A 22,345-nucleotide genomic window follows, 5' to 3' on the forward strand; every position below is an offset into this window, starting at 1 on the left:
AGCATGATTCGTGATCCGGAAACCCTGAACCTGCTGCTGGACAGCATCCGCCAGTTCGTCCGCGAAAGCCTGGTGCCTCATGAGCAGGAGGTGGCGGAAACCGACCGCATCCCCGAGGCGATCATCGCCCGCATGCGTGAGATGGGCCTGTTCGGCCTGTCGATCCCGGAGGCCTACGGCGGCCTCGGGGTGACCATGGAGGAAGAGGTGAGCATCGCCTTCGAACTGGGGCGGACCTCGCCGGCGTTCCGTTCGCTGCTGGGCACCAACAATGGCATCGGCTCCCAGGGCATCGTCATCGACGGCACCGAAGAACAGAAGCGGCGCTACCTGCCGCGCCTGGCGTCGGGCGAACTGCTCAGTTCGTTCTGCCTCACCGAACCGGACTCCGGTTCCGACGCCGCCTCGCTGAAGACCACGGCGATGCGTGACGGCGGGCACTACGTGCTCAACGGTACCAAGCGCTTCATCACCAACGCCCCGCAGGCCGGCATCTACACCGTGATGGCGCGCACCGACCCGGCGATCCGTGGCGCCGGCGGAATCTCCGCTTTCGTCGTCGAGCGCGGTACGCCCGGGCTGTCCCTGGGCAAGCCGGATCGCAAGATGGGACAGAAGGGCGCGCATACCTGTGACGTGATCTTCGACGACTGCCGGGTGCCTGCCAGCCAGTTGATCGGCGGGGTCGAGGGCGTCGGCTTCAAGACCGCGATGAAGGTGCTCGACAAGGGCCGCCTGCACATCGCCGCGGTCTGCGTGGGGGTCGCCGAGCGGATGCTCGAGGATGCGTTGCGCTATGCCCTGGAACGCAAGCAGTTCGGCCAGCCGATCGCCGAGTTCCAGTTGATCCAGGCAATGCTCGCCGACAGCAAGGCCGAAGCCTACGCGGCGCGCTGCATGGTCATCGACGCCGCGCGGCAGCGCGACGAAGGCCGCGATGTCGGTACCGAGGCGTCCTGCGCCAAGCTGTTCGCCTCGGAAATGTGCGGCCGCGTCGCCGACCGCGCGGTGCAGATCTTCGGCGGCGCCGGCTATATCGGCGACTATGGGATCGAGCGCTTCTATCGCGACGTGCGACTGTTCCGCATCTACGAGGGCACCACGCAGATCCAGCAACTGCTGATCGCCCGCAACATGATCCGCGCCGCCCAGGGCTAGCGTCGATCCTTCGCCTTGTCACCGGCCGTGGCGCAGTCCCCGGCCGGTTGCTCTCCCAGGCGCTGTCCGCGCCACTCTTTACGCTTTCTTTATGCCGTCCGGCGCGGCCCGGAATCGCTTCTTTACGCCCCCTTTGCGGAGACTTTCCCTCAAGCGGCAGAGGCCGTTCGAAGGAGAGATCGCACACATGACCGTTCTGGATTGGTTGTCCCTGGCCCTGGCCACGGGACTGTTCGTCTATTTGCTGGTGGCGCTGCTACGCGCCGACCGTGCCTAGGGGAGGGCACATGAACAGCCACGAGATTCTCTTGATCCTGGCCTTTTTCGCCCTGGTCCTGGTGCCTGCACCGTTCCTCGGGCGCTACTGCTTCAAGGTGATGGAAGGCCAACGCAATCTCCTCAGCGCGCCGCTGGCGCCACTGGAGCGCGTCTGCTATCGCCTGTTCGGCGTCGATCCGGCGAGCGAGCAGGACTGGAAGACCTACACCCTGGCGCTGCTGGCATTCAACCTGGCCGGCCTGGTCCTGCTGTTCTCGATCCTCATGCTGCAGGGCAGCCTGCCGCTGAACCCGCAGCACCTGCCGGGCCTGGAATGGACCCTGGCGTTCAACACCGCGGTCAGTTTCGTCACCAACACCAACTGGCAGGCCTACAGCGGCGAGGCCTCGCTGAGCTACTTCAGCCAGATGGTCGGCCTCACGGTGCAGAACTTCGTCAGCGCGGCGGTCGGCCTCTGCGTGCTGGTGGCCCTGGCACGTGGCATCAGCCGCCGCTCCACACGACAGCTGGGCAACTTCTGGGTCGACCTGACCCGCGGCACCCTCTACGTGCTGCTGCCGCTGTGCCTGCTGCTGGCGCTGCTGCTGGTCTGGCAGGGCGTGCCGCAGACCTTCTTCGACTACGTCCATGCCACCACCTTGCAAGGCGCCGAGCAGACCATCCCGCTCGGCCCGGCGGCCAGCCAGATCGCCATCAAGCAACTGGGCACCAACGGCGGCGGCTTCTTCGGCGTCAACTCGACTCATCCGTTCGAGAACCCGAGTGCCTGGAGCAACCTGTTCGAAGTGGCCTCGATCATCCTGATCCCGGCGGCGCTGGTATTCACCTTCGGCCATTACGTGAAGGACCTGCGCCAGAGCCGCGCGATCCTCGGCTGCATGCTGCTGCTGTTCTGCCTCGGCCTGGGCTTGTCGCTGTGGGCCGAATACCAGCCGAACCCGGCGCTGGCGCAGTTGCCGGTCGAGCAGGGTGCACCGATGGAGGGCAAGGAGAGTCGCTTCGGCACCGCCGCCAGCATGCTCTGGGCGATCACCACCACCGCCGCCTCGAACGGCTCGGTGAACGCCATGCACGACAGCCTGAGCCCCCTGGGCGGCATGCTGCCGCTGCTGAACATGATGCTCGGCGAGGTGATCTTCGGCGGCGTCGGCGCCGGCCTCTACGGCATGCTGCTGTTCGTCCTGATCGCGGTGTTCCTCGCCGGCTTGATGGTCGGGCGGACGCCGGAGTACCTGGGCAAGAAGCTCGAGGCGAAGGAGGTCCGCCTGCTGGTCTTCACCCTGCTGGTGATGCCTGTCGGCGTGCTGGTGCTCGGCGCCATTGCCGCCAGCCTGCCGGGACCGGCCTCGGCGGTGACCAACCCCGGCCCGCACGGTTTCAGCCAACTGCTCTACGCCTACACCTCGGGGAGCGCCAACAACGGCTCGGCGTTTGCCGGTTTCGGTGCCAACACGCCGTTCCACAACCTGATGATCGGCCTGGCCATGCTCATCGGCCGCTTCGGCTACATCCTGCCGATCCTCGCCATCGCCGGCAGCCTGGCGGCGAAGAAGGCCAGCCCGGTGGGGCCGAACAGTTTCCCGACCCATGGTCCGCTGTTCGTCAGCCTGCTCACCGTGACCATCCTGCTGGTCGGCGGCCTGACCTTCCTGCCGACCCTGGCCCTCGGCCCGATCGCTGAACAACTGAGCCTCGGCTTCTGAAGGAATCGCACATGAACGCTCAGACCCAGGCGTCCAAGAACGCCTTGCACAAATCGCTCGAACGTCGCCACAACGCGTCCACCAGCCTCGCCGCCTTGTGGCGGCCGGCGCTGCTGCAAGCCTTCGTCAAGCTCGACCCGCGCCAGTTGCTGCGCTCGCCGGTGATGCTGGTGGTCGAACTGACCGCCGTGCTCACCACCTTGCTGTGCTTCGTCCCCGACCAGGCGGTGCCGACCTCGGTGGCGCTGCAGATCGCCCTCTGGCTGTGGTTCACCGTGCTCTTCGCCAACTTCGCCGAAGCGCTAGCCGAGGGGCGTGGCAAGGCCCGCGCGGACAGTCTCAAGGCCGGCAGCCAGGGCCTCTCCGCCAATAAGCGGCGCGCCGACGGCAGTTTCGAGAGCGTCGCTGCCAGCAGCCTGCGCAAGGGCGACGTGGTACGGGTCCAGGCCGGCGAGATGATTCCCGGCGACGGCGAAGTCATCGAAGGCGTGGCGGCGGTCAACGAGGCCGCCATCACCGGCGAATCGGCGCCGGTGATCCGCGAGTCCGGCGGCGATCGCTCGGCGGTGACCGGCAACACCCAGGTGGTGTCCGACTGGCTGCTGGTGCGGATCGGCGCCAACCCGGGCGAGTCGACCCTGGACCGGATGATCGCCCTGGTGGAAGGCGCCAAGCGGCAGAAGACCCCCAACGAAGTAGCGCTGGACATCCTGCTGATCGGCCTGACCCTGATCTTCCTGCTGGTGGTGGTGACCCTCAAGCCGTTCGCCCTGTTCGCCGGCGGCAACCTGCCGCTGGTGTTCCTGGTGGCGCTGCTGGTGACGCTGATCCCGACCACCATCGGCGGCCTGCTCTCGGCCATCGGCATCGCCGGCATGGACCGCCTGGTGCGCCTGAACGTGATCGCCAAGTCCGGTCGCGCGGTGGAGGCGGCCGGCGACGTCCACGTGCTGCTGCTCGACAAGACCGGCACCATCACCTTCGGCAACCGCCGCTGCAGCGCGCTGTACGCCGCGCCGGGGGTGAGCGGCAAGGAACTGGCCGAGGGCGCGTTGCTGGCCTCGCTGGCCGACGACACCCCGGAAGGCAAGTCGATCGTCGAATACCTGCGCATCCTGCATCCGATCGAGGAGCCGCGCCGCGAGGAGCTGACGCCGATTGCCTTCAGCGCGGAAACCCGCCTGTCCGGGGTCGACTGGAACGGCCAGGTGTACCGCAAGGGGGCGGTGGATGCGGCGCTGCGCTTCATCGACCTGCCGCGGGAGAAGATGCCCGAGGTGCTTTCGCGGGAGGTGGACAAGATCGCCCAGAGCGGCGGCACCCCGCTGCTGGTGGTAGCCAACGGCCGGCTGCTCGGCGCCATTCACCTGAAGGACGTGGTCAAGCCGGGCATTCGCGAGCGCTTCGCCGAACTGCGCCGGCTGGGCATCCGCACCGTGATGGTGACCGGCGACAACCCGCTGACCGCCGCTGCCATCGCCGCCGAGGCTGGGGTCGACGACGTGATCGCCGAGGCTACCCCGGAGAAGAAACTGGCGCGGATTCGCCAGGAGCAGGGCGAAGGTCGCCTGGTGGCGATGTGCGGCGACGGTGCCAACGACGCCCCGGCGCTGGCCCAGGCCGACGTCGGCATGGCCATGAACGACGGCACCCAGGCCGCCCGCGAGGCGGCCAACCTGGTCGACCTGGACAGCGACCCGACCAAGCTGCTCGACGTGGTCCAGGTGGGCAAGGAGTTGCTGGTCACCCGCGGCGCGCTGACCACCTTCTCCATCGCCAACGACGTGGCCAAGTACTTCGCCATCCTGCCGGCGCTGTTCGTCGGCATCTACCCGCAGCTCGACGTGCTCAACGTGATGCGCCTGCAAAGCCCGCAGAGCGCGATCCTGTCGGCCATCGTGTTCAACGCGCTGATCATCGTCGCGTTGATCCCACTGGCCTTGCGCGGCGTGCGGGTGCAGGCGGCGGACGCTTCGCAACTGCTGCAGCGCAACCTGCTGATCTATGGCGTCGGCGGCCTGGTGGCGCCGTTCCTCGGGATCAAGGCGATCGACCTGCTGCTGACCGCCGTCGGCCTGGCATGAACAACGGCCCTCGCCGTCGGGCGAGGGCCTGGGACTGAAGAGAGGATCTGCACATGTTCAAGCAACTCCGTCCGGCACTGGCGTCACTGCTGGTGCTGAGCCTGGTCACCGGCGTGGCCTATCCGCTGCTGGTCACCGGTATCGCCCAACTGGCGTTCCCCGAGCAGGCCAATGGCAGCCTGCTGCGCGACGCCGAGGGCAAGGTGCTCGGCTCGCGGCTGATCGCGCAGAAGTTCGACGGCGAGGAGTGGTTCCATTCGCGGCCTTCGGCGGGCGACTACGCCACCGTTTCCAGTGCCGCGAGCAACCTGGCGCCGAGCAACCCGGCACTGGCCGAGCGCATCGCCAGGGACGCCGCGCAGGAGCGTATCGCCGACCAGGGGCCGGTGCCGCTGGCGCTGGTCACTACCTCCGGTAGCGGACTCGATCCGCAGCTGCCGCCGCAGGCCGCGCGTTACCAGGCGCTGCGGGTGGCCACGGCACGCGGGCTGCCGCTGCGGCTGGTGGAAGACCTGGTGGAAAGCCACACCGAGCGGCCGCTGGTGGGGCCGGCGGTGGTCAACGTGCTGGCGCTGAACATGGCGCTGGCGGGGTTGAAGCGCTAGGTTTCCCCAGAGACCCACGCAAGGGCTTGCAATATCGCCGCATCGGTGGATGATCGCCGGCGATCGTCCGCCCCGCGCGGCGCAGAGCAACGGAGTACGACCGATCCATGACCGACACCGCACGCGCCGACGCGCTGCTGGCCGACCTGCCCGCTGACGGGCGCGGCCGCCTGAAAGTCTTTCTCGGCGCGGCGCCGGGGGTGGGCAAGACCTTCGCCATGCTGCAGGCCGCCCAGGCCCAGTTGCGCCAGGGCGTGAAACTGCGTGCCGGGGTGGTCGAGACCCACTCGCGGGCGGAAACCGAGTCCCTCCTCGCAGGCGTGCCGCAGCAGCCGCTGCGCAGCCTCGAGTATCGAGGGATGAAACTGCAGGAAATGGACCTCGACGGTCTCCTCGCCGACCCGCCGGCGCTGGCCCTGGTCGACGAACTGGCCCACAGCAACGTTCCCGGCAGCCGCCACGCCAAGCGCTGGCAGGACATCCAGGAGTTGCTGGCGGCGGGAATCGACGTCTACACAACGGTCAACGTCCAGCACCTGGAGAGCCTCAACGACCAGGTCCGCGACATCACCGGCGTGCAGGTCCGCGAGACGGTGCCGGACTGGGTGTTGCAGGAGGCCTACGAGATCGTCCTCATCGACCTGCCGCCGCGCGAGCTGCTGGAGCGCCTGCGCGAGGGCAAGGTCTACGTGCCGGAACAGGCGCGGGCGGCGATCGATGCGTTCTTCTCGCAGACCAACCTCACCGCGCTGCGTGAACTGGCGATGCAGACCGCCGCCGCGCGGGTCGACGCCGACCTCAACCACCGCTACCGCCAGCGCGGCGAGGAAGCGCCGGCGTTGCGCGGGCGGCTGCTGGTGGGCATCGACGGTGACGAACAGGCCGAACGCCTGGTGCGCCACGCCTGCCGGGTCGCCGAACGTCGGCACCTGCCCTGGAGCGTGGTACACGTCGATACCGGCGGCTTGCGCGGCGAGCACGCGCGGATGCGCCTGCAGGGTGCGCAGCAACTGGCCGAGCGGCTCGGCGGCGAGATCGTCGTGCTGCGCGCCGGCGAGGTGGCGCGGACCCTCCTACAACATGCCCGCGAGCGCCGCGCCAGCCTGGTCCTGGTTGGCCAGTCGCGGCGCCGCTGGTACCGCCGGGCCTTCGGCGGCGGTCTCGCCGGGCGCCTGCTGCGCGACGGCCAGGGCCTGGAGATCAGTGCCCTGGACAGCGAGGCCGACCTGCGCCCGGCGGAACCGCGGCCACGCTATCCGGTGGTGTGGAACGACTATCTGCTGGCGCTGCTGGCGACCGCCCTGGCCAGCGGCCTGGCCTGGATCGTGGCGCACCTGCTGGAGCTGCCGAACATCTCCCTGGTGTTCCTGATGGCGGTGCTGCTGGTGGCAGTGCGCAGCAGCCTGATGCCGGCACTGCTGTGCGCGGTGGCGTCGTTCCTGGCCTATGACTTCCTGTTCATCCCACCGCATTTTTCCTTCGCCATCCATCGCCACGAAGACCTGCTGAGCCTGGCGTTCTTCCTGTTCATGGCCGGCCTCACCGGCAACCTGGCGGCACGCCAGCGGCGCCAGTTGGAGGCGCTGCGCGATACCCAGGAGGAAACCAGCCTGCTGCTGGATCTGTCGCGCAAGCTCACCGCCGCCACCGACCGCCAGGCGGTGCTGGCCGCCGCCGCCCAGCAGTTCGACGACTGGAAGGACGTCGAGGTCTGCCTGCTCGGTCAGGTCAATGGCGAGTGGAAGACCGAGGCCGGCGTGCAGCGGCAACTCGCCGACCAGGAACGGGTCGCCGCCGACTGGGCTTGGGCCCACGACCAGCCGGCCGGCCTCGGTACTGGCACGCTGCCCGGAGGACGCTGGTGGTGGTGGCCGCTGTCGGCGGAAGAGGGACCGCTGGCACTGCTCGGCGTCGCGCCGCTGGACGGCCAGCCGCTGAGCCCGCAGCGCCGGCGCCTGCTCGCTGCCCTCGGCCAGCCCCTGGCCCAGGCCCTGGCCCGTGCGCGCCTGGCCGAGGACCTGGAGGCCGCGCGCCTGCACGGCGAAACCGAGCAACTGCGCAGCGCCTTGCTCGCCTCGGTGTCCCACGACCTGCGCACGCCGCTGACGGCCATGCGCGGTTCCATCGACAGCCTGCTGGCGCTGGGCGAGGCGATCCCGCCGGCGGATCGTCGCGAACTGCTGGAAAGCACCCGCGACGAGGCCGAGCGACTGGACCGCTATATCCAGAACCTGCTCGACATGACCCGTCTCGGCCACGGTGGCCTGAAGCTGGCGCGCGACTGGGTGGCGCCGGGCGACATCGTCGGCAGCGCGCTGAACCGCCTGCGCGCGGTGCTGGCGCCGTACCGGGTGCAGGCGATCGTGGCCAACGACCTGCCGTTGCTCTACGTGCATGCGGCGCTGATCGAACAGGCGCTGATCAACGTGCTGGAAAATGCCGCGCGCTTCTCGCCGAGCCACGGCCGGTTGCGCATCGAGGTCAGCCAGGATGCCGCCGAGCTGCGTTTCGCGGTGAGCGACGAGGGGCCGGGGATTCCCGAGGCCGAGCGGGAGAAGATCTTCGACATGTTCTACACCGCTGCCCGTGGCGACCGCGGTGGCCAGGGCACCGGCCTGGGCCTGGCGATCTGCCAGGGCATGATCGGTGCCCACGGCGGGCGCATCAGCGTCGGCGAAGGCCTCGACGGTCGCGGCACCACGCTGGTCCTGCACCTGCCGCTGCATCCGCAGCCGGACCTCGGGCAACTGGAGGGCGACGAATGAGCCCGGCGCACTTGCCTGGCGCCCGCGCTCGCGCTATTCCTGCCGTTTCCGCGACGCCGCCGCTGGCTCGTCGCCGTGTTCACCTGCCGTGCCGAGTGCCATGACCCAATTGCAGAACAGCATCCTGCTGATCGACGACGAACCGCAGATCCGCAAGTTCCTCCGTATCAGCCTCAATGCCCAGGGCTACCGGGTACTCGAGGCCGGCACCGGCGAAGAGGGGCTGGCCCAGGCCGCGCTGAACCGGCCGGACCTGGTGGTGCTCGACCTCGGCCTGCCGGACCGCGACGGCCAGGACATCCTCCGCGACCTGCGCGAATGGTCGCAGGTGCCGGTGCTGGTGCTGTCGGTGCGCGCCAGCGAGGGCGAGAAGGTGCTGGCCCTGGACGGTGGCGCCAACGACTACGTGACCAAGCCGTTCGGCATCCAGGAGTTCCTCGCCCGCGTGCGCGTCCTGCTGCGCCAGGCGGCGCAGGGCGAAAGCCCGGAGGCGGCGGTGGCGGTCGGCCCGTTGCAGGTGGACTTCGCCTATCGCCGGGTCACCCTGGAGGGTGCGGAAGTGGCGCTGACGCGCAAGGAGTACGCGGTGCTCGCCGCGCTGGCACGCCATCTCGGACGGGTAGTGACCCAGCAGCAACTGCTCAAGGATATCTGGGGCCCGACCCACGTCGAAGACACCCATTACCTGCGGGTCGTGGTCGGCCACCTGCGGCAGAAACTCGGCGACGATCCGGCCAGCCCGCGCTTCCTGGTGACCGAGGCGGGCGTCGGCTATCGCCTGCGCGACAGCTGACGCGCAGCGCAATTCTGCGCGAGGGGCATGCCTCCCGCGCGTTCATCGCCTATGATGCCGCGCATTCGCGCTGGCCCGGATGCGCCGGGTCGGCGCCCCGGTGTCACGACGAAGGTCATCATGCAGCAACTGTTGAACGAGATTCTCGATGAAGTCCGCCCGCTGATCGGGCGCGGCAAGGTCGCCGACTACATTCCCGCGCTCGCCGGCGTCGAGCCGAACCAACTGGGGATCGCCGTGTACAGCCGCGACGGCGAGCTGTTCCATGCCGGCGACGCCCTGCGGCCGTTTTCCATCCAGAGCATTTCCAAGGTGTTCAGCCTGGTCCAGGCGATCCAGCATTCCGGCGAGGACATCTGGCAACGCCTCGGCCACGAGCCCTCCGGCCAGCCTTTCAACTCCCTGGTGCAGCTGGAGTTCGAGCGCGGCAAGCCGCGCAATCCGTTCATCAATGCCGGCGCCCTGGTGATCTGCGACATCAACCAGTCGCGTTTCGCCGCGCCGGCGCAATCGATGCGCGATTTCGTCCGGCGCCTGTGCGGCAACCCGGAAGTGGTGTCGGACTCGGTGGTGGCGCGCTCGGAGTACCAGCACCGCTCGCGCAACGCGGCGGCGGCCTACCTGATGAAATCGTTCGGCAACTTCCACAACGACGTCGAGGCGGTGCTGCTCAGCTATTTCCATCATTGCGCGTTGCGCATGAGCTGCGTCGACCTGGCGCGGGCGTTCTGCTTCCTCGCCGACAAGGGCTTCTGCAAGCACAGCGGCGAGCAGGTGCTCAACGAGCGGCAGACCAAGCAGGTCAACGCGATCATGGCCACCAGCGGGCTCTACGACGAGGCCGGCAACTTTGCCTACCGGGTCGGCCTGCCGGGCAAGAGCGGCGTCGGCGGCGGCATCATCGCGGTGGTGCCGGGGCGCTTCACGGTCTGCGTCTGGTCGCCGGAGCTGAACGCCGCGGGCAATTCGTTGGCGGGTATCGCCGCGCTGGAGAAACTCAGCGAGCGGATCGGCTGGTCGATCTTCTGAAACCGCCGCCCGTCGTGGTGGCGCTCGAATTCCCGGCGCCGCTGCGCTATGTTCTGCGGCTACCGCTTGCCGGCGCCGGATGCGCCGGTCCACTCGCCAGGATGGTCGCCATGTCCCGCCCGATTCCCGTTTCCCGTGTCTTCGCCTGCCTCACCGTTCTCGCCGCCTGCGCACACGCCGGCGCCGCCGAGCCGGACTGGCGTGGCTACACCAGCGACCAGCAGCAGCGCAGCGTGCTGGCCGTCGAGCAGGACGCCGAGGCCATCAACAAGCGCTACTACGACAGTGCCTTCGAGGAATTCCTGCCGGAACTGGAGCAACTGGAACTCAGCCTGGCGCAGCCCGCCGTCGCCGTCGACGAGAAAGGCCTGCTGGGCGACTGGAAGTGCCGCTCGACCCAGGCCGACCAGTACGGCATCTATCGCTATCCGAACTTCCAGTGCCGCATCCGGCGTACCGACCGCGGCCTGTTCCTGGAGAAGACCAGCGGTTCGCAGCGGGTCAGCGGCTACCTGTTCCGCGAAGGCACGCAGCGCTACGTGTTCCTCGGCGGCGCCACGGTCAACGACGAGCCCCAGGTGGCCTTCAGTGGCCTGGCCCACGGCGCGCCGGCTGAGTCCGACGTGGTCGCGTTGCTGCGCCCGCACGCCGGCGGCTTCCTCCTGCTGTTCCCGGAGCGGCGCGGCGGCTACGAGGTCCTCGAGTTCAGCCGCTGAGGCTCAGGCGTTGTCTTCCTCGTAGCGGTCCAGGGTGTCGCTGGCGATCTGCCGGCCGAGGGCGATCAACTCCGGCGCCTTGTAGAACTCGAAGAAGCGGCAGACCCGCTTCGGCACGTTGATCAGGATGTCCGGCGGGTAGCCGGCGATCTTGTACTGCGCCAGCGAGGTCTGCATCACCTCGAAGCTCTGGTTGACCAGTTCCAGCAGTGATGCCGGACCGCTGCTTTCCACCACCGTGGTGCCGCTGGCCGACTTCGGCGAGTCCTTGCCTTGCGGCGCCGCGGCCGGCTGTTGCAGTTGCGGCTCGGCGGGCTCCTCGGATTCCGCCGGAACCGGATGGAGCAGGGCGTCGGCGCTCAGCTCCGGCGGGGTATTGTCGTCGCCGTGGCGGCGGAAGAACGAGAGTTTGTGGCCGAGGCTCTCGATCATGCTGTCGAAGCGCCCCTTGAGCGCGGCCGGACGCTCGATCACCGGCAGGTGGTATTGCTTCTGGTTGGTGGCGTTGAGGTTGACCGCGATGATCAGGTCGCTGTGGGCCGACACCACCGGCACGATCGGCAACGGGTTGAGCAGGCCGCCGTCGACCAGCATGCGGCTGCCCTGCATGACCGGGGTGAACAGGCTGGGGATCGCCGCCGAGGCGCGCATGGCCTGGTGCAGGCAGCCTTCCTGGAACCAGATTTCCTGCTGGTTGGTGAGGTCGGTGGCAACCGCCGTGTAGGGGATCGACAGGTCCTCGATGTTCACCTCGCCGAGGATCTCGTGGATCTTGCCGAACACCCGCTCGCCGCGGATTGCGCCGAGGCGGAAGCTGACGTCGAGCAGGCGCAGCACGTCGAGGTAATCCAGGCTTTCCACCCACTCGCGGTACTCGCGCAGCTTGCCGGCGGCGTAGATGCCGCCGATCACCGAGCCCATGGAACAACCGGCGATGCAGGTGATCTCATAGCCGCGCGCCTCGAGTTCCTCGATCACGCCGATGTGCGCGTAGCCGCGCGCACCGCCGGAGCCTAATACCAGGGCGACCTGTTTGCTCATCTGCAACCCCTTGCCAATACTGCGTGACGAAGCGAAAACGATACGCGTGTCGCCCGGCCGCCGCCAAGTGCGTCGCGGCGATGCGCGGCCCTTTCCCTGTCCGGAGATCGTTCGATGAAAACCTGGATCGTTCTGCCCGTCCTTGCCCTGACCATGGCCGGCTGCGCCGGCAAGACCGCCTACCGGGAGAACTGCGCCGACCAGTTGGACGCGGCCTGGAAGGAACTCGACCTGGCCAAGGCCGAAGGCTTCGCCGGCACCGTCAGCTACTCGAAGGCCCTGCCCCTGCTCACCGGGGCCAAGACCCAGCAGCAGTTCGAAGCCTACGAGGGCTGCACCAGCAAGGCCGAGAAGGCGCGCTTCTATATCCGCGAGTCGCGCGCCGGGCGCTGAGCCGGGCGCGGTGATCGGCCCTCTGGCGGCGGCGCCGGCTTTGCTAGAATGGGCACTTTTCCGACATCCACGGGAGTACACCGATGAGCGAGGCGATCCGCCTGACCCAGTACAGCCACGGCGCCGGCTGCGGCTGCAAGATTTCGCCCAAGGTACTGGAGGTGATCCTCGCCGGCAGCGGCGCGCAGAACCTCGATCCGAAGCTCTGGGTCGGCAACGCCTCGCGCGACGACGCGGCTGTCTACGCCCTCGACGAGGAGCGCGGGGTGGTCTCCACCACCGATTTCTTCATGCCGATCGTCGACGACCCCTTCGATTTCGGCCGTATCGCCGCGACCAACGCCATCAGCGACATCTACGCCATGGGTGGCGACCCGCTGATGGCCATCGCCATCCTCGGCTGGCCGGTCAACGTGCTGGCCGCGGAAGTCGCCCGCGAGGTGATCGCCGGCGGCCGCAAGGTCTGCGAGGAAGCCGGCATCCCGCTGGCCGGCGGACACTCCATCGACGCCCCCGAGCCGATCTTCGGCCTGGCCGTGACCGGCGTGGTGGAGAAGCGTTTCATGAAACGCAACGACACCGCCGAGGCCGGCTGCAGGCTGTACCTGACCAAGCCGCTGGGCATCGGCATCCTCACCACTGCCGAGAAGAAGGCCAGGCTGCGCGCCGAGGACGTCGGCGTGGCGCGCGACTGGATGTGCACCCTGAACAGGCCCGGCGCGCGCTTCGGTCGATTGGCCGGGGTCAAGGCGATGACCGACGTCACCGGTTTCGGCCTGCTCGGCCACCTGGTGGAAATGGCCGACGGCAGCAAGCTCACCGCGCGCGTTGAGTACGCCGCGGTGCCGCGCCTGGCCAGTGCCGAATATTACCTGGAGCAGGGCTGCGTGCCCGGCGGCACCCTGCGCAACTTCGACAGCTATGGCGAGCGCATCGCGCCACTGCCGGAGGTGCAGAAGCTGTTGCTTTGCGATCCGCAGACCAGCGGCGGCCTGCTGGTGGCGGTGGCTCCGGAAGGCGAGGCGGAGTTCCTCGCCGTGGCGGCGGAACTCGGCCTGCAACTGGCGCCGATCGGCGAACTGGTCGAGCGACAGAGTCTCGCGGTACAGGTGCTGTAATGCGCGACAACACCCAGCACTACCGCGAACTGTTTCTCGACGATATCCCCCTGATGGATGTGCGCGCCCCGGTGGAGTACCACAAGGGCGCCTTTCCCAACACGGTCAACCGGCCGCTGATGAACGACATCGAGCGGCAGAAGGTCGGCACCAGCTATAAGCAGCACGGCCAGCAGGCCGCCATCGCCCTTGGTCACGAACTGGTCTGCGGGGCGCTCAAGGCCGAACGGCTGGCGGCCTGGAAAGCCTTCGCCGAAGCCAACCCGAACGGCTACCTGTATTGCTTCCGCGGCGGCCTGCGCTCGCAGATCGTCCAGCAGTGGCTGAAGCAGGACGCCGGCATCGACTACCCACGGGTGATCGGCGGCTACAAGGCGTTGCGCAACTTCCTTTTCGAAACCACCCGCGCGGCGGTCGACGAGTGCGATTTCGTGCTGGTCGGCGGCCTCACCGGTTGCGGCAAGACCGAGGTGATCGCGGCGCTGGACAACAGCCTCGATCTCGAAGGCCACGCCAACCACCGCGGCTCCAGCTTTGGCCGGCGAGCCACGCCGCAGCCGGCGCAGATCGACTTCGAGAACCGCCTGGCCATCGACATCCTGAAGAAGCGTCATCGTGGCGTCGGCCAGTTCGTCCTCGAGGACGAGGGGCGGATCGTCGGCAGCTGCTCCTTGCCGCTGGAGCTGTACCAGGGGATGCAGGGCTACCCGCTGGTCTGGCTGGAGGATGCCTTCGAGCAGCGTGTCGAGCGTATCCTCAGGGACTACGTGATCGACCTGCGCAGCGAGTTCGAGCGCGTGGTGGGCGTGGAGGAGGGCTTCGCCGCCTTCTCCGCCTACCTGCAGAAGAGCCTCGCCGGCATCGTCAAGCGCCTCGGCGGCGAGCGCTACCAGCGGCTGGCGGCGATCCTCGTGCAGGCGCTGGAAGAGCAGGGCCGCGACGGCTCGGTGGATACCCATCGCGGCTGGATCGAGGGGCTGCTCAAGGAGTACTACGACCCGATGTACGCCTTCCAGCGGCAGAGCAAGGAAGACCGCGTCGAGTTCCGCGGCAACCAGGCCGAGGTGATCGGCTACCTGCGCCAGCGTCAGGCGTTGCGGCCATCGTAGTGCTGTACCGGGAGCGCGCTGGCGTCGATGTCCTCCAGGCAGCGCGCGTTGACCGCGGCCATCGCCTGGCCGTCCGGGCCTATGCCTTCGCTGAACGGCGCGCAGCCGCAGGTGGGGCAGAAGTGATGCTGCAGGCGATGGGTGTTGAAGGTGTAGGTGTGCATCGCGCTGGCCGGCGTCTTCAGCGCCAGACGGTCGCGCGGGACGAACCACAGCAGCCAGCCGCGCCGGCTGCACAGTGAACAGTTGCACTGGATCACCTGGTCGAGGTCGCCTTCGACTTCGTAGGCGATGGTTCCGCAGTGGCAGCTTCCTCGATAGTTCATGGCAGGGCTCCTGGGTGAGGGTAGGGCAAGTCTAGCCGCTGCCTCCAGGTGGCGCAGGGCCGCGGCGCAGACGGTCGCGAGAGCTGCGGGGCTGCGGCATAATCGGCGTCCCCTCCGTCGATTTCCGCGAGACCACCATGCAACTGGACTTCACCACCATCGCTCCCGCCGAGGCCTATCGCTGGTTGGCTTCCACCGTCACCCCGCGACCGATTGCCTGGGTCTCGACCCTGTCCGCCGAGGGCGCCAGCAACCTGGCCCCGTTCAGCTTCTTCCAGGTGATCAGCGACGAGCCGCCGACCCTGATGGTCAACGTCAGCCTGCGCGACGACGGCAGCCTCAAGGACACCCTGCGCAACGTCCAGGCCACCGGGCAGCTGGTGATCCACCTGGTCGGCGCCGCCCAGGCAGAGACCATGAACGCCACCTCCGCCTGGCTGCCCCATGGCGTGAGCGAGATCGAGACGGTCGGCATCCCTACCGTGTCCAGCGTACGCGTGGCACCGCCGCGGATCGCCGCGGCGGCGGTGGCCTTCGAGTGCGAGGTGGCGGAGATCAAGCCGTATCCGGCGGAGAACCCCAATTGCCACCTGATCTTCGCCCGCGTGCTGCTGGCCCATGTCGACGATGCCGTGCTGGCCGACGAGCGCCATGTGGATAGCGACAGGCTCGACCTGGTCGGTCGCCTGGGCGGCAGCCACTACAGCTATACCCGCGACACGTTCAGCATGATCCGGCCCAGGTAGCCGGGCTCAGTCCGGCGCCCGCAGGCACTCGTCGACCGTGCGCCGGCACACCGGCGCCTGGCCCGCGGCCTGGCGTTCCTGCCACTGGCGATAGGCGAACTGGTAGCTTTCCGGATACACCCCGCCGCGTTTCAGCGGCGCCACGATACTCGCGCGCAGCGCCTGTTCGGTCAGCGCCAGGTGCGCGGCCAGGCGCTGGAACTGCCAGGGCTGCTGGCCCTGGCGGCGCTCCAGGACCTCGACGTGGTACAGGCCGTCGGCCGCCGCGCTCGACAGGTTGTGCACGATCAGCCAGCGCGACAGGCCCGGCGCCGCCGGCAACGACCAGAGCGGCTGCTCGATCGGGCCGCTCCAGTCGGCCAGGGCGGGGGCGCACAGACTCAGCGACAGCAACAGCGGCAATACGGGACGCATGGCAAGCTCCTTTTTCCATGGGGCGCCCAGTATGGCTCCGCGCCCGCCCGACGTCAGCCCGGATATCCTGGAAACGACCTGCGCATATCTCTCCTGGCCATTATCGTGCTACTACCTTGCCCGGCCGCTCAGGTTCGGCGAAAAACGCGCGACACAGCGGGAAATGCGCACGCAGACGGCGCGTCACGGGGGAGGGGAGTCATGCTGGGGTTGCTGCGCAGGCGTCTGGCCGATCTCGGCACGGCGAAGAAACTGGCCATCGGTTTTACCCTGGTCCTGCTGTTGACCGCGCTGGTGGCCGCGCTCGCGGTGCTCTCGCTGCATGCGCTGGGGCAGCGCTTCGCGCGCCTGCAGGAGATGAGCGCGATCAATCGCGACGTGCTGGAGGTTCGCCAGGCCGAGAAGGACTTTGCCCTGCACGGGGAAAAGAGTGACGCCGAGCGCTTGCGCCAGCGCCTGGCCGCGACCCTTGAACGGGTGGGCCGGCTCAAGGCCGACGGCGACGCCGATCAGGCGCTTGGCATGGCCGAGGTGGAGCAGGTGCTGGCGGCATACCTCGAAGCGTTTGGCCGCTTCGAGCAGTCCATCCAGGGACGCCAGTTGGCTTGGGAAAGCGCCAGCTGGTCGCTGAACGGCGCCGCCAACAGCCTCGATATCCTCCAGTCCAGCCTGGCCGAGGATGGCGCCTATGCGCTGAAGGAGAGCCAGGGACGCGACGGCGAACCGCTGTTGCAGCAGGCGGCCCAGGTCGCCCAGGTCAATCGCCTGGTCCTGCAGGGGTTGGACGAGGCCCGCTCGCGTCTCGAAGCGCGCGCCGCGGATGCGCAGGAGGGGCCGCCGAAATCGCTGCGCGAGGCGCTGGAGCTGGCCGCCCGGCTGGAGCAGGCGATCACCGACGATGCCTACGTGTCGGTGGTCAAGGACGTGCTGACCAATATCCGCGGTTTCGCCGACAAGCTCGCCGAGTATCGCGCCAGCCAGCGCCAGGAGCGGCAGATGTACGCCGCCATGGGCGAGCGTGCCGGGCAGGTGATGGCGCGTGTCGACCGTAGCTGGGAGGCGCAGCAGCAGGCCATGCTCCACAGCCTGCGGACAAACTCCCTGCTGATCGTCGGCGCCGCCGTGCTGGCGCTGCTGGTGGGCCTGGGCGCAGCCTTCGGCATCAGCCTGCTGATCGTCCGTCCGCTGCGCCAGGCGATGGGCGTGGCGCAGCGGATCGCCGAAGGCGACCTGGCAGTGCGGGTCGACAGCGAGCGGCGCGACGAGGTTGGCCAACTGATGGCCGCGATGCGCGCCATGACCGGCAGCCTGCGCGGTATCGTCAGCCAGTTGCAGGACGGCGTCGGGCGGATTGCCGGCGCTTCCGAGGCGCTGTCCGGCGTTACCACGCGCACCCGCCTGGGAATCGACATCCAGCGGGCGGAAACCGAACAGGTGGCCACGGCGATGAACCAGATGGCCACCACCGTCCACGAAGTGGCGCACAACGCCGAGGAAGCCGCGGGGTCGGCGGAAAGCGCCGACGGCAAGGTCAGCGTCGGCCAGGAGGTGGTACGCCAGACCCTGGAGCGGATCGAGCGACTGGCCGAGGCGGTGCGCGCGGCCACCGCCAGCGTCGAGGCGCTGAGCGCCGACAGCCAGCGCATCGGCAGCGTGCTGGACGTGATCAAGAGCGTGGCCGAGCAGACCAACCTGCTGGCGCTGAACGCCGCCATCGAGGCGGCGCGGGCCGGCGACCAGGGTCGAGGCTTCGCCGTGGTCGCCGACGAGGTGCGGGCGCTGGCGCGGCGCACCCAACAGTCCACGGCCGAGATCGAGACCCTGATCGGTGCCTTGCAGAATGGCACGCAGCAGGCGGTGCAGCGTATGCAGCGCAGCCACCAGTTGGTGGACCAGAGCGTCGACGACGCGTTGCAGACCGAGGCGGCGCTGGGCAACATCGCTACGGCGGTGGCGCTGATCCAGCAGATGAACCAGCAGATCGCCGCGGCCTCCGAGCAGCAGAGCGCGGTCGCCGAGGAGATCAACCGCAGCGTCACGGCGATCCGCGAGGTGGCCGATCAGTCGGCCCAGGCCATGCAGTCGACGGCTTCGTCCAGCGAACAACTGGCGGAGCTGGGGCGCGAACTACAGGGCATGGTCAGGCATTTCCGCTTGTAGCCGCGGCCTGGGCGGCGAGTCTTTCCTGCTGGCGCAGCCAGTAGCGATAAGCACTGACCCCCGAGCGCACCGAGCTGAACACCAGCGGCGGCTTGATCTCGCCGAGCATGCTCGAGCGTTGCAGCAGGTCCAGCGTCTGCCCGGTCACCCGCGCCAGCGACAGGTGCACGCCCTGGGCCTTGAGGATCTGTTGCACCTCGTGGAGGGTGGCCAGGCCGCTGATGTCGAGGTTGGTCATGGCTTCGGCGTTGAGCAGCACCGCATTCGGCCGCTCGCTGCCGTCCACCACGGCAAGCACCCGCTGCTTGAAGTAGTCGGCGTTGAAGAACAGCAGGGGGGCGTCGAAGCGGTAGATCACCAGGCCGGGAAGAGTGGTGGCCTGCGGGTACTTGGCCAGCTCGACCTGGCCGTCGATGCCGTGCATCCAGCCGAGCACCGCGTCGCTCGGGCGATAGGTGTAGTAGAGCAGGCGCAGTACGGCGATGCTGACGGCGACGAAGATTCCCGGCAGCACGCCGACGCTGAGCACGCCGACGGTGGTCAGCAGGCAGAGGCTGAACTCGAAGCGGCTGAGCTTCCAGAAGCCTTTCAGCGCCTGCACGTCGATCAGGCCCCAGCCGGCCAGCAACAGGACCGCGCCGAGCGCCGGCATCGGCACCCAGCCCAGGGGCTTGTTCAGCAGCAACAGGGTGGCGGCGATCACCAGCGCGGCGACCACGCCGACCAGTTGGGTCTTGCCGCCGACCATGTCGTTCACCGCGGTGCGGGAGTCGGCGCCGCTGATGGCGAAGCCCTGGGAGACCCCGGCGCCGATGTTGGCCAGGCCGAGGGCGACGAATTCGTGGTTGGCGTTGATGCTGTAGCCGTGGCGGGCGGCGAAGCTGCGCGCGGTGAGCATGGCGCTGCAGAAGCTGACCACGGTAATGCCGGTGGCGTCGCGCAGCAGGCTTTTCAGTTCCTCCAGGCTGGTCTGCGGCCAGCTCAGTTGCGGCAGCCCGGCCGGTACCTCGCCAAGCAGTTCCACGCCGTAGCGATCCAGGCCCAGCAGCGCCGCGGCGAGACTGGCCAGGAGGACGCCGCAGAGCGCCCCGGGCAACTGCGGGAAGCGCCGCGGCAGCAGCACCATCAGCAAGAGCGAGAGGCTGCCGAGGATCAGCGTCGGCCAATGGATGTGCAGCAGGTTCTCCAGCAGCGCGAGGATGCCGGCGACGAAGCCGCTGGTCGCCGCCTCGTAGCCGAACAGCTTGCCCAGTTGCCCGACCAGCAGGCTCAGGCCGATGCCGTTGAGGTAGCCGACCAGGATCGGTCGCGAGAGGAAGCTGGCGATGAATCCGGCGCGGGCCAGGCCGGCGACGATGGAGAACAGCCCGACCATGATCGCGACGATCATCGACAGGTCCACCAGGCGCTGCGGGTCGCCCGCCGCCAGCGGGGTGATGGCGGCGGCGACCATCGCCGCGGTCGCCGCGTCGGGGCCGACCATCAACTGGCGCGAGCTGCCGATCAGGGCGTAGATCAGCATCGGCAGGATGCATGCATAGAGGCCTACCTGGGGCGGGAAGCCGGCGATCTGGGCGTAGGCGATGGCAGTGGGGATCTGGATCGCCGCCACCGACAGCCCGGCCTGGACATCCGGACGGAACCAGGCGCGGCGGTAGTGGAGCAGGCTATCGAGTCCGGGTACCCAGCGGGCGAGTGGCATGCGGCTGATTCCTTGCAGGCGCGGATGCCGCAGCTTAGCCCGAAGGACAGGCGGCAGGATTGCCGGGAATCATTATTTCTTCAGTGCACACGCTCTTCGAGGCGAGGCGCAGGGCGGATAGCGCCAGGCACTATCCGCCGCTTCTTCGCGCCGGCGGCGGACCTCAGACCTTCAACACCAACTTGCCGAAGTTTTCCCCGCTGAACAGCTTGAGCAGGGTCTCGGGGAAGGTCTCCAGGCCTTCGACGATGTCCTCGCGCGATTGCAGCTTGCCTTCCGCCAGCCAGGTGGCCATCTCCTTCAGGCCTTCTGGGAAGCGCTGGGCATAGTCCATCACCACCATGCCTTCCATGCGCGCCCGATTGACCAGCAGCGACAGGTAGTTGGCCGGGCCGCGCACCGCTTCCTTGTTGTTGTACTGGCTGATCGCCCCGCAGAGGACGATGCGTGCCTTGAAGGCGATACGGGTGAGCACCGTGTCGAGGATTTCGCCGCCGACGTTGTCGAAGAACACATCGATACCCTTCGGGCATTCGCGCTTGAGTCCGGCGGCGAGGTCTTCGTTCTTGTAGTCGATGGCGCCGTCGAAGCCCAGCTCCTCGACCAGGAAGCGACATTTCTCGGCGCCGCCGGCGATGCCCACCACCCGGCAGCCCTTGAGCCTGGCGATCTGCCCGGCAACGCTGCCCACCGCACCGGCGGCGCCGGAGATCACCACGGTCTCGCCGCTCTTCGGCTGGCCGACGTCGAGCAACGCGAAGTAGGCGGTCATGCCGGTCATGCCCAGCGCCGAGAGATAGCGCGGCAGCGGCGCGCGGGACGGGTCGACCTTGTAGAAACCCTTGGGCTCGCCGACGAAATAGTCCTGCACGCCGAGGGCGCCGTTGACGTAGTCGCCGGTCTGGAAGCCGGGGTGCTTCGAAACCAGCACCTTGCCGACGCCGAGCGCGCGCATCACCTCGCCGATCCCCACCGGCGGGATGTAGGAGCGGGCGTCGTTCATCCAGCCGCGCATCGCCGGGTCCAGCGACAGGTACTCGTTCTTCACCAGGATCTGGCCCTCGGCCGGCTCGCCGAGCGGGGTCTCGACGAAACTGAAGGTGTCGCGGCCGGGCAGCCCGCTGGGACGCTGGGCCAACTGGTATTGCCGATTGATCTGGGAGGTCATGGCAGGGCACTCGAATGTCGGGAAACAGGCCCCTAGGGATAGCCGGCGCCGGCGCCGGCGGCAAGCGAAGGCGAGTGCGGAAATGACCGGTCATCTATGCCGATGATTCGCCGCCATCAGTCTTATCAGCGGGCTGGATGGCCCATCCTCCAGTCCCCTGATAGTGCTATGCCTTGCGCCGGCCCTGGCTAGACTGGCGCGGCCCGGTTCCGTCGCGGTTGGCGGAAGGCGATTTTCCGAGGAGCAGCAGATGAGCAAACTTCTTTCCGGCCAGGTCGCACTGGTCACTGGCGGTGCGGCGGGCATCGGCCGCGCTACCGCGCTGGCCTTCGCCGCCGCCGGGGTCAAGGTGGTGGTCGCCGATCTGGACAGCGCCGGCGGCGAGGGCACGGTCGAGGCGATCCGCCAGGCAGGTGGCGAAGCCCTCTTCATTCGCTGCGACGTCACCCGCGACGCCGAGGTCAAGGCGCTGGTCGAGGGTTGCGCGGCGGCCTACGGCCGTCTCGACTACGCCTTCAACAACGCCGGCATCGAGATCGAGCAGGGCAAGCTGGCCGACGGCAACGAAGCCGAGTTCGACGCCATCATGGCTGTCAACGTGAAGGGCGTCTGGTTGTGCATGAAGCACCAGATCCCGCTGATGCTGGCCCAGGGCGGCGGCGCGATCGTCAACACCGCCTCGGTCGCCGGGCTCGGCGCGGCGCCGAAGATGAGCATCTACGCTGCTTCCAAGCACGCGGTGATCGGCCTGACCAAATCGGCGGCGATCGAGTACGCGAAGAAGGGCATCCGCGTCAACGCCGTGTGTCCGGCGGTGATCGACACCGACATGTTCCGCCGCGCCTACGAGGCCGATCCGCGCAAGGCCGAGTTCGCCGCCGCGATGCATCCGCTGGGTCGGGTCGGACGGGTCGAGGAAATCGCCGCCGCGGTGCTCTACCTGTGCAGCGACAACGCGGGCTTCACCACCGGTATCGCCTTGCCGGTGGACGGCGGGGCGACGGCGATCTGAGCGGGCGGCGATACAATCGGGATG

Annotated in this window: 20 protein-coding genes; 15 read left to right on the forward strand and 5 right to left on the reverse strand. The window is 68.3% G+C overall.

All coding sequences use genetic code 11. The annotated features are described in order from the left end of the window. The first annotated feature begins 3 nt into the window (after positions 1 to 3). From VQ065_RS13340 to VQ065_RS13380, 9 genes are all read left to right on the forward strand, one after another. Positions 4 to 1,158, forward strand: coding sequence for an acyl-CoA dehydrogenase family protein (locus tag VQ065_RS13340; protein ID WP_003087520.1), 1,155 nt, complete (start codon positions 4 to 6; stop codon positions 1,156 to 1,158). A gap of 187 nt (positions 1,159 to 1,345) precedes the next feature. Further along, the gene (locus VQ065_RS13345) at positions 1,346 to 1,435 is read left to right on the forward strand and encodes a K(+)-transporting ATPase subunit F (RefSeq protein WP_003097848.1); all 90 of its coding nucleotides are present in this window, start codon (positions 1,346 to 1,348) and stop codon (positions 1,433 to 1,435) included. A 10-nt stretch (positions 1,436 to 1,445) separates the two neighbouring features. Continuing rightward, a complete protein-coding gene (gene kdpA / locus VQ065_RS13350) occupies positions 1,446 to 3,140 on the forward strand; it encodes a potassium-transporting ATPase subunit KdpA (protein ID WP_003087524.1) in 1,695 nt (564 codons plus the stop codon). An 11-nt stretch (positions 3,141 to 3,151) separates the two neighbouring features. Further along, the gene (gene kdpB, locus VQ065_RS13355; RefSeq protein WP_003087527.1) at positions 3,152 to 5,224 is read left to right on the forward strand and encodes a potassium-transporting ATPase subunit KdpB; all 2,073 of its coding nucleotides are present in this window, start codon (positions 3,152 to 3,154) and stop codon (positions 5,222 to 5,224) included. A gap of 53 nt (positions 5,225 to 5,277) precedes the next feature. Continuing rightward, positions 5,278 to 5,829 (forward strand): potassium-transporting ATPase subunit KdpC, encoded by a 552-nt coding sequence (kdpC, locus tag VQ065_RS13360; RefSeq protein ID WP_003087529.1) that lies wholly within the window; start codon positions 5,278 to 5,280, stop codon positions 5,827 to 5,829. Positions 5,830 to 5,936: 107 nt separating this feature from the next. Further along, positions 5,937 to 8,594: a sensor histidine kinase gene (locus VQ065_RS13365; protein ID WP_014603707.1), complete on the forward strand. Its 2,658-nt coding sequence runs from the start codon at positions 5,937 to 5,939 to the stop codon at positions 8,592 to 8,594. Between the two features lie 100 nt (positions 8,595 to 8,694). Then, complete coding sequence (locus VQ065_RS13370) at positions 8,695 to 9,387, forward strand: response regulator (RefSeq protein WP_003087534.1); 693 nt, start codon at positions 8,695 to 8,697, stop codon at positions 9,385 to 9,387. 120 nt (positions 9,388 to 9,507) lie between these two features. Next, positions 9,508 to 10,416: a glutaminase B gene (gene glsB / locus VQ065_RS13375; protein ID WP_003087537.1), complete on the forward strand. Its 909-nt coding sequence runs from the start codon at positions 9,508 to 9,510 to the stop codon at positions 10,414 to 10,416. 110 nt (positions 10,417 to 10,526) lie between these two features. Beyond that, positions 10,527 to 11,132, forward strand: a complete 606-nt coding sequence (locus tag VQ065_RS13380; protein WP_003087539.1) for a DUF4893 domain-containing protein — start codon at positions 10,527 to 10,529, stop codon at positions 11,130 to 11,132. Between the two features lie 3 nt (positions 11,133 to 11,135). Here VQ065_RS13380 and VQ065_RS13385 read toward each other — a convergent pair whose 3' ends face one another. Continuing rightward, a complete protein-coding gene (locus VQ065_RS13385) occupies positions 11,136 to 12,173 on the reverse strand; it encodes a patatin-like phospholipase family protein (RefSeq protein WP_003087542.1) in 1,038 nt (345 codons plus the stop codon). Positions 12,174 to 12,287: 114 nt separating this feature from the next. On the opposite strand from VQ065_RS13385, the gene VQ065_RS13390 reads away from it, so the two are divergent. From VQ065_RS13390 to mnmH, 3 genes are all read left to right on the forward strand, one after another. Then, on the forward strand, positions 12,288 to 12,566 hold the full coding sequence (locus VQ065_RS13390) for a hypothetical protein (RefSeq protein WP_003087544.1): 279 nt from the start codon (positions 12,288 to 12,290) through the stop codon (positions 12,564 to 12,566). 83 nt (positions 12,567 to 12,649) lie between these two features. After that, positions 12,650 to 13,684, forward strand: a complete 1,035-nt coding sequence (selD, locus tag VQ065_RS13395) for a selenide, water dikinase SelD (protein ID WP_003087546.1) — start codon at positions 12,650 to 12,652, stop codon at positions 13,682 to 13,684. Next, a complete protein-coding gene (gene mnmH / locus VQ065_RS13400; RefSeq protein WP_003087548.1) occupies positions 13,684 to 14,793 on the forward strand; it encodes a tRNA 2-selenouridine(34) synthase MnmH in 1,110 nt (369 codons plus the stop codon). Before selD ends, mnmH begins: the two co-directional genes overlap by 1 nt. On the opposite strand, the gene VQ065_RS13405 is transcribed toward mnmH, so the two are convergent. Next, positions 14,772 to 15,119: a GFA family protein gene (locus tag VQ065_RS13405; RefSeq protein WP_003087550.1), complete on the reverse strand. Its 348-nt coding sequence runs from the start codon at positions 15,117 to 15,119 to the stop codon at positions 14,772 to 14,774. The genes mnmH and VQ065_RS13405 overlap by 22 nt on opposite strands. Positions 15,120 to 15,256: 137 nt before the next feature. On the opposite strand from VQ065_RS13405, the gene VQ065_RS13410 reads away from it, so the two are divergent. After that, positions 15,257 to 15,865 (forward strand): flavin reductase family protein, encoded by a 609-nt coding sequence (locus VQ065_RS13410; RefSeq protein WP_003087553.1) that lies wholly within the window; start codon positions 15,257 to 15,259, stop codon positions 15,863 to 15,865. Positions 15,866 to 15,871: 6 nt separating this feature from the next. On the opposite strand, the gene VQ065_RS13415 is transcribed toward VQ065_RS13410, so the two are convergent. Beyond that, the gene (locus VQ065_RS13415; RefSeq protein ID WP_003087555.1) at positions 15,872 to 16,279 is read right to left on the reverse strand and encodes a DUF5086 domain-containing protein; all 408 of its coding nucleotides are present in this window, start codon (positions 16,277 to 16,279) and stop codon (positions 15,872 to 15,874) included. A 201-nt stretch (positions 16,280 to 16,480) separates the two neighbouring features. Here VQ065_RS13415 and VQ065_RS13420 point away from each other — a divergent pair, with 201 nt between their 5' ends. Beyond that, the gene (locus VQ065_RS13420) at positions 16,481 to 18,439 is read left to right on the forward strand and encodes a methyl-accepting chemotaxis protein (protein ID WP_003087557.1); all 1,959 of its coding nucleotides are present in this window, start codon (positions 16,481 to 16,483) and stop codon (positions 18,437 to 18,439) included. Here the strand turns inward: VQ065_RS13420 and VQ065_RS13425 are convergent. Together VQ065_RS13425 and VQ065_RS13430 are read right to left on the reverse strand one after the other, a co-directional pair. Then, positions 18,420 to 20,141, reverse strand: a complete 1,722-nt coding sequence (locus VQ065_RS13425; protein ID WP_003087559.1) for a SulP family inorganic anion transporter — start codon at positions 20,139 to 20,141, stop codon at positions 18,420 to 18,422. The two genes, VQ065_RS13420 and VQ065_RS13425, sit on opposite strands and share 20 nt — an antisense overlap. A 163-nt stretch (positions 20,142 to 20,304) precedes the next feature. After that, positions 20,305 to 21,309, reverse strand: a complete 1,005-nt coding sequence (locus VQ065_RS13430) for an NADP-dependent oxidoreductase (protein WP_003087564.1) — start codon at positions 21,307 to 21,309, stop codon at positions 20,305 to 20,307. 250 nt (positions 21,310 to 21,559) lie between these two features. Between VQ065_RS13430 and VQ065_RS13435 the strand changes: the two genes are divergently transcribed. Continuing rightward, the gene (locus VQ065_RS13435) at positions 21,560 to 22,321 is read left to right on the forward strand and encodes an SDR family oxidoreductase (RefSeq protein ID WP_003087566.1); all 762 of its coding nucleotides are present in this window, start codon (positions 21,560 to 21,562) and stop codon (positions 22,319 to 22,321) included. Positions 22,322 to 22,345: the final 24 nt, after the last annotated feature.

It is taken from the genome of Pseudomonas sp. KBN10P06128 (assembly GCF_037574945.1).
GTDB lineage: Bacteria > Pseudomonadota > Gammaproteobacteria > Pseudomonadales > Pseudomonadaceae > Pseudomonas > Pseudomonas aeruginosa.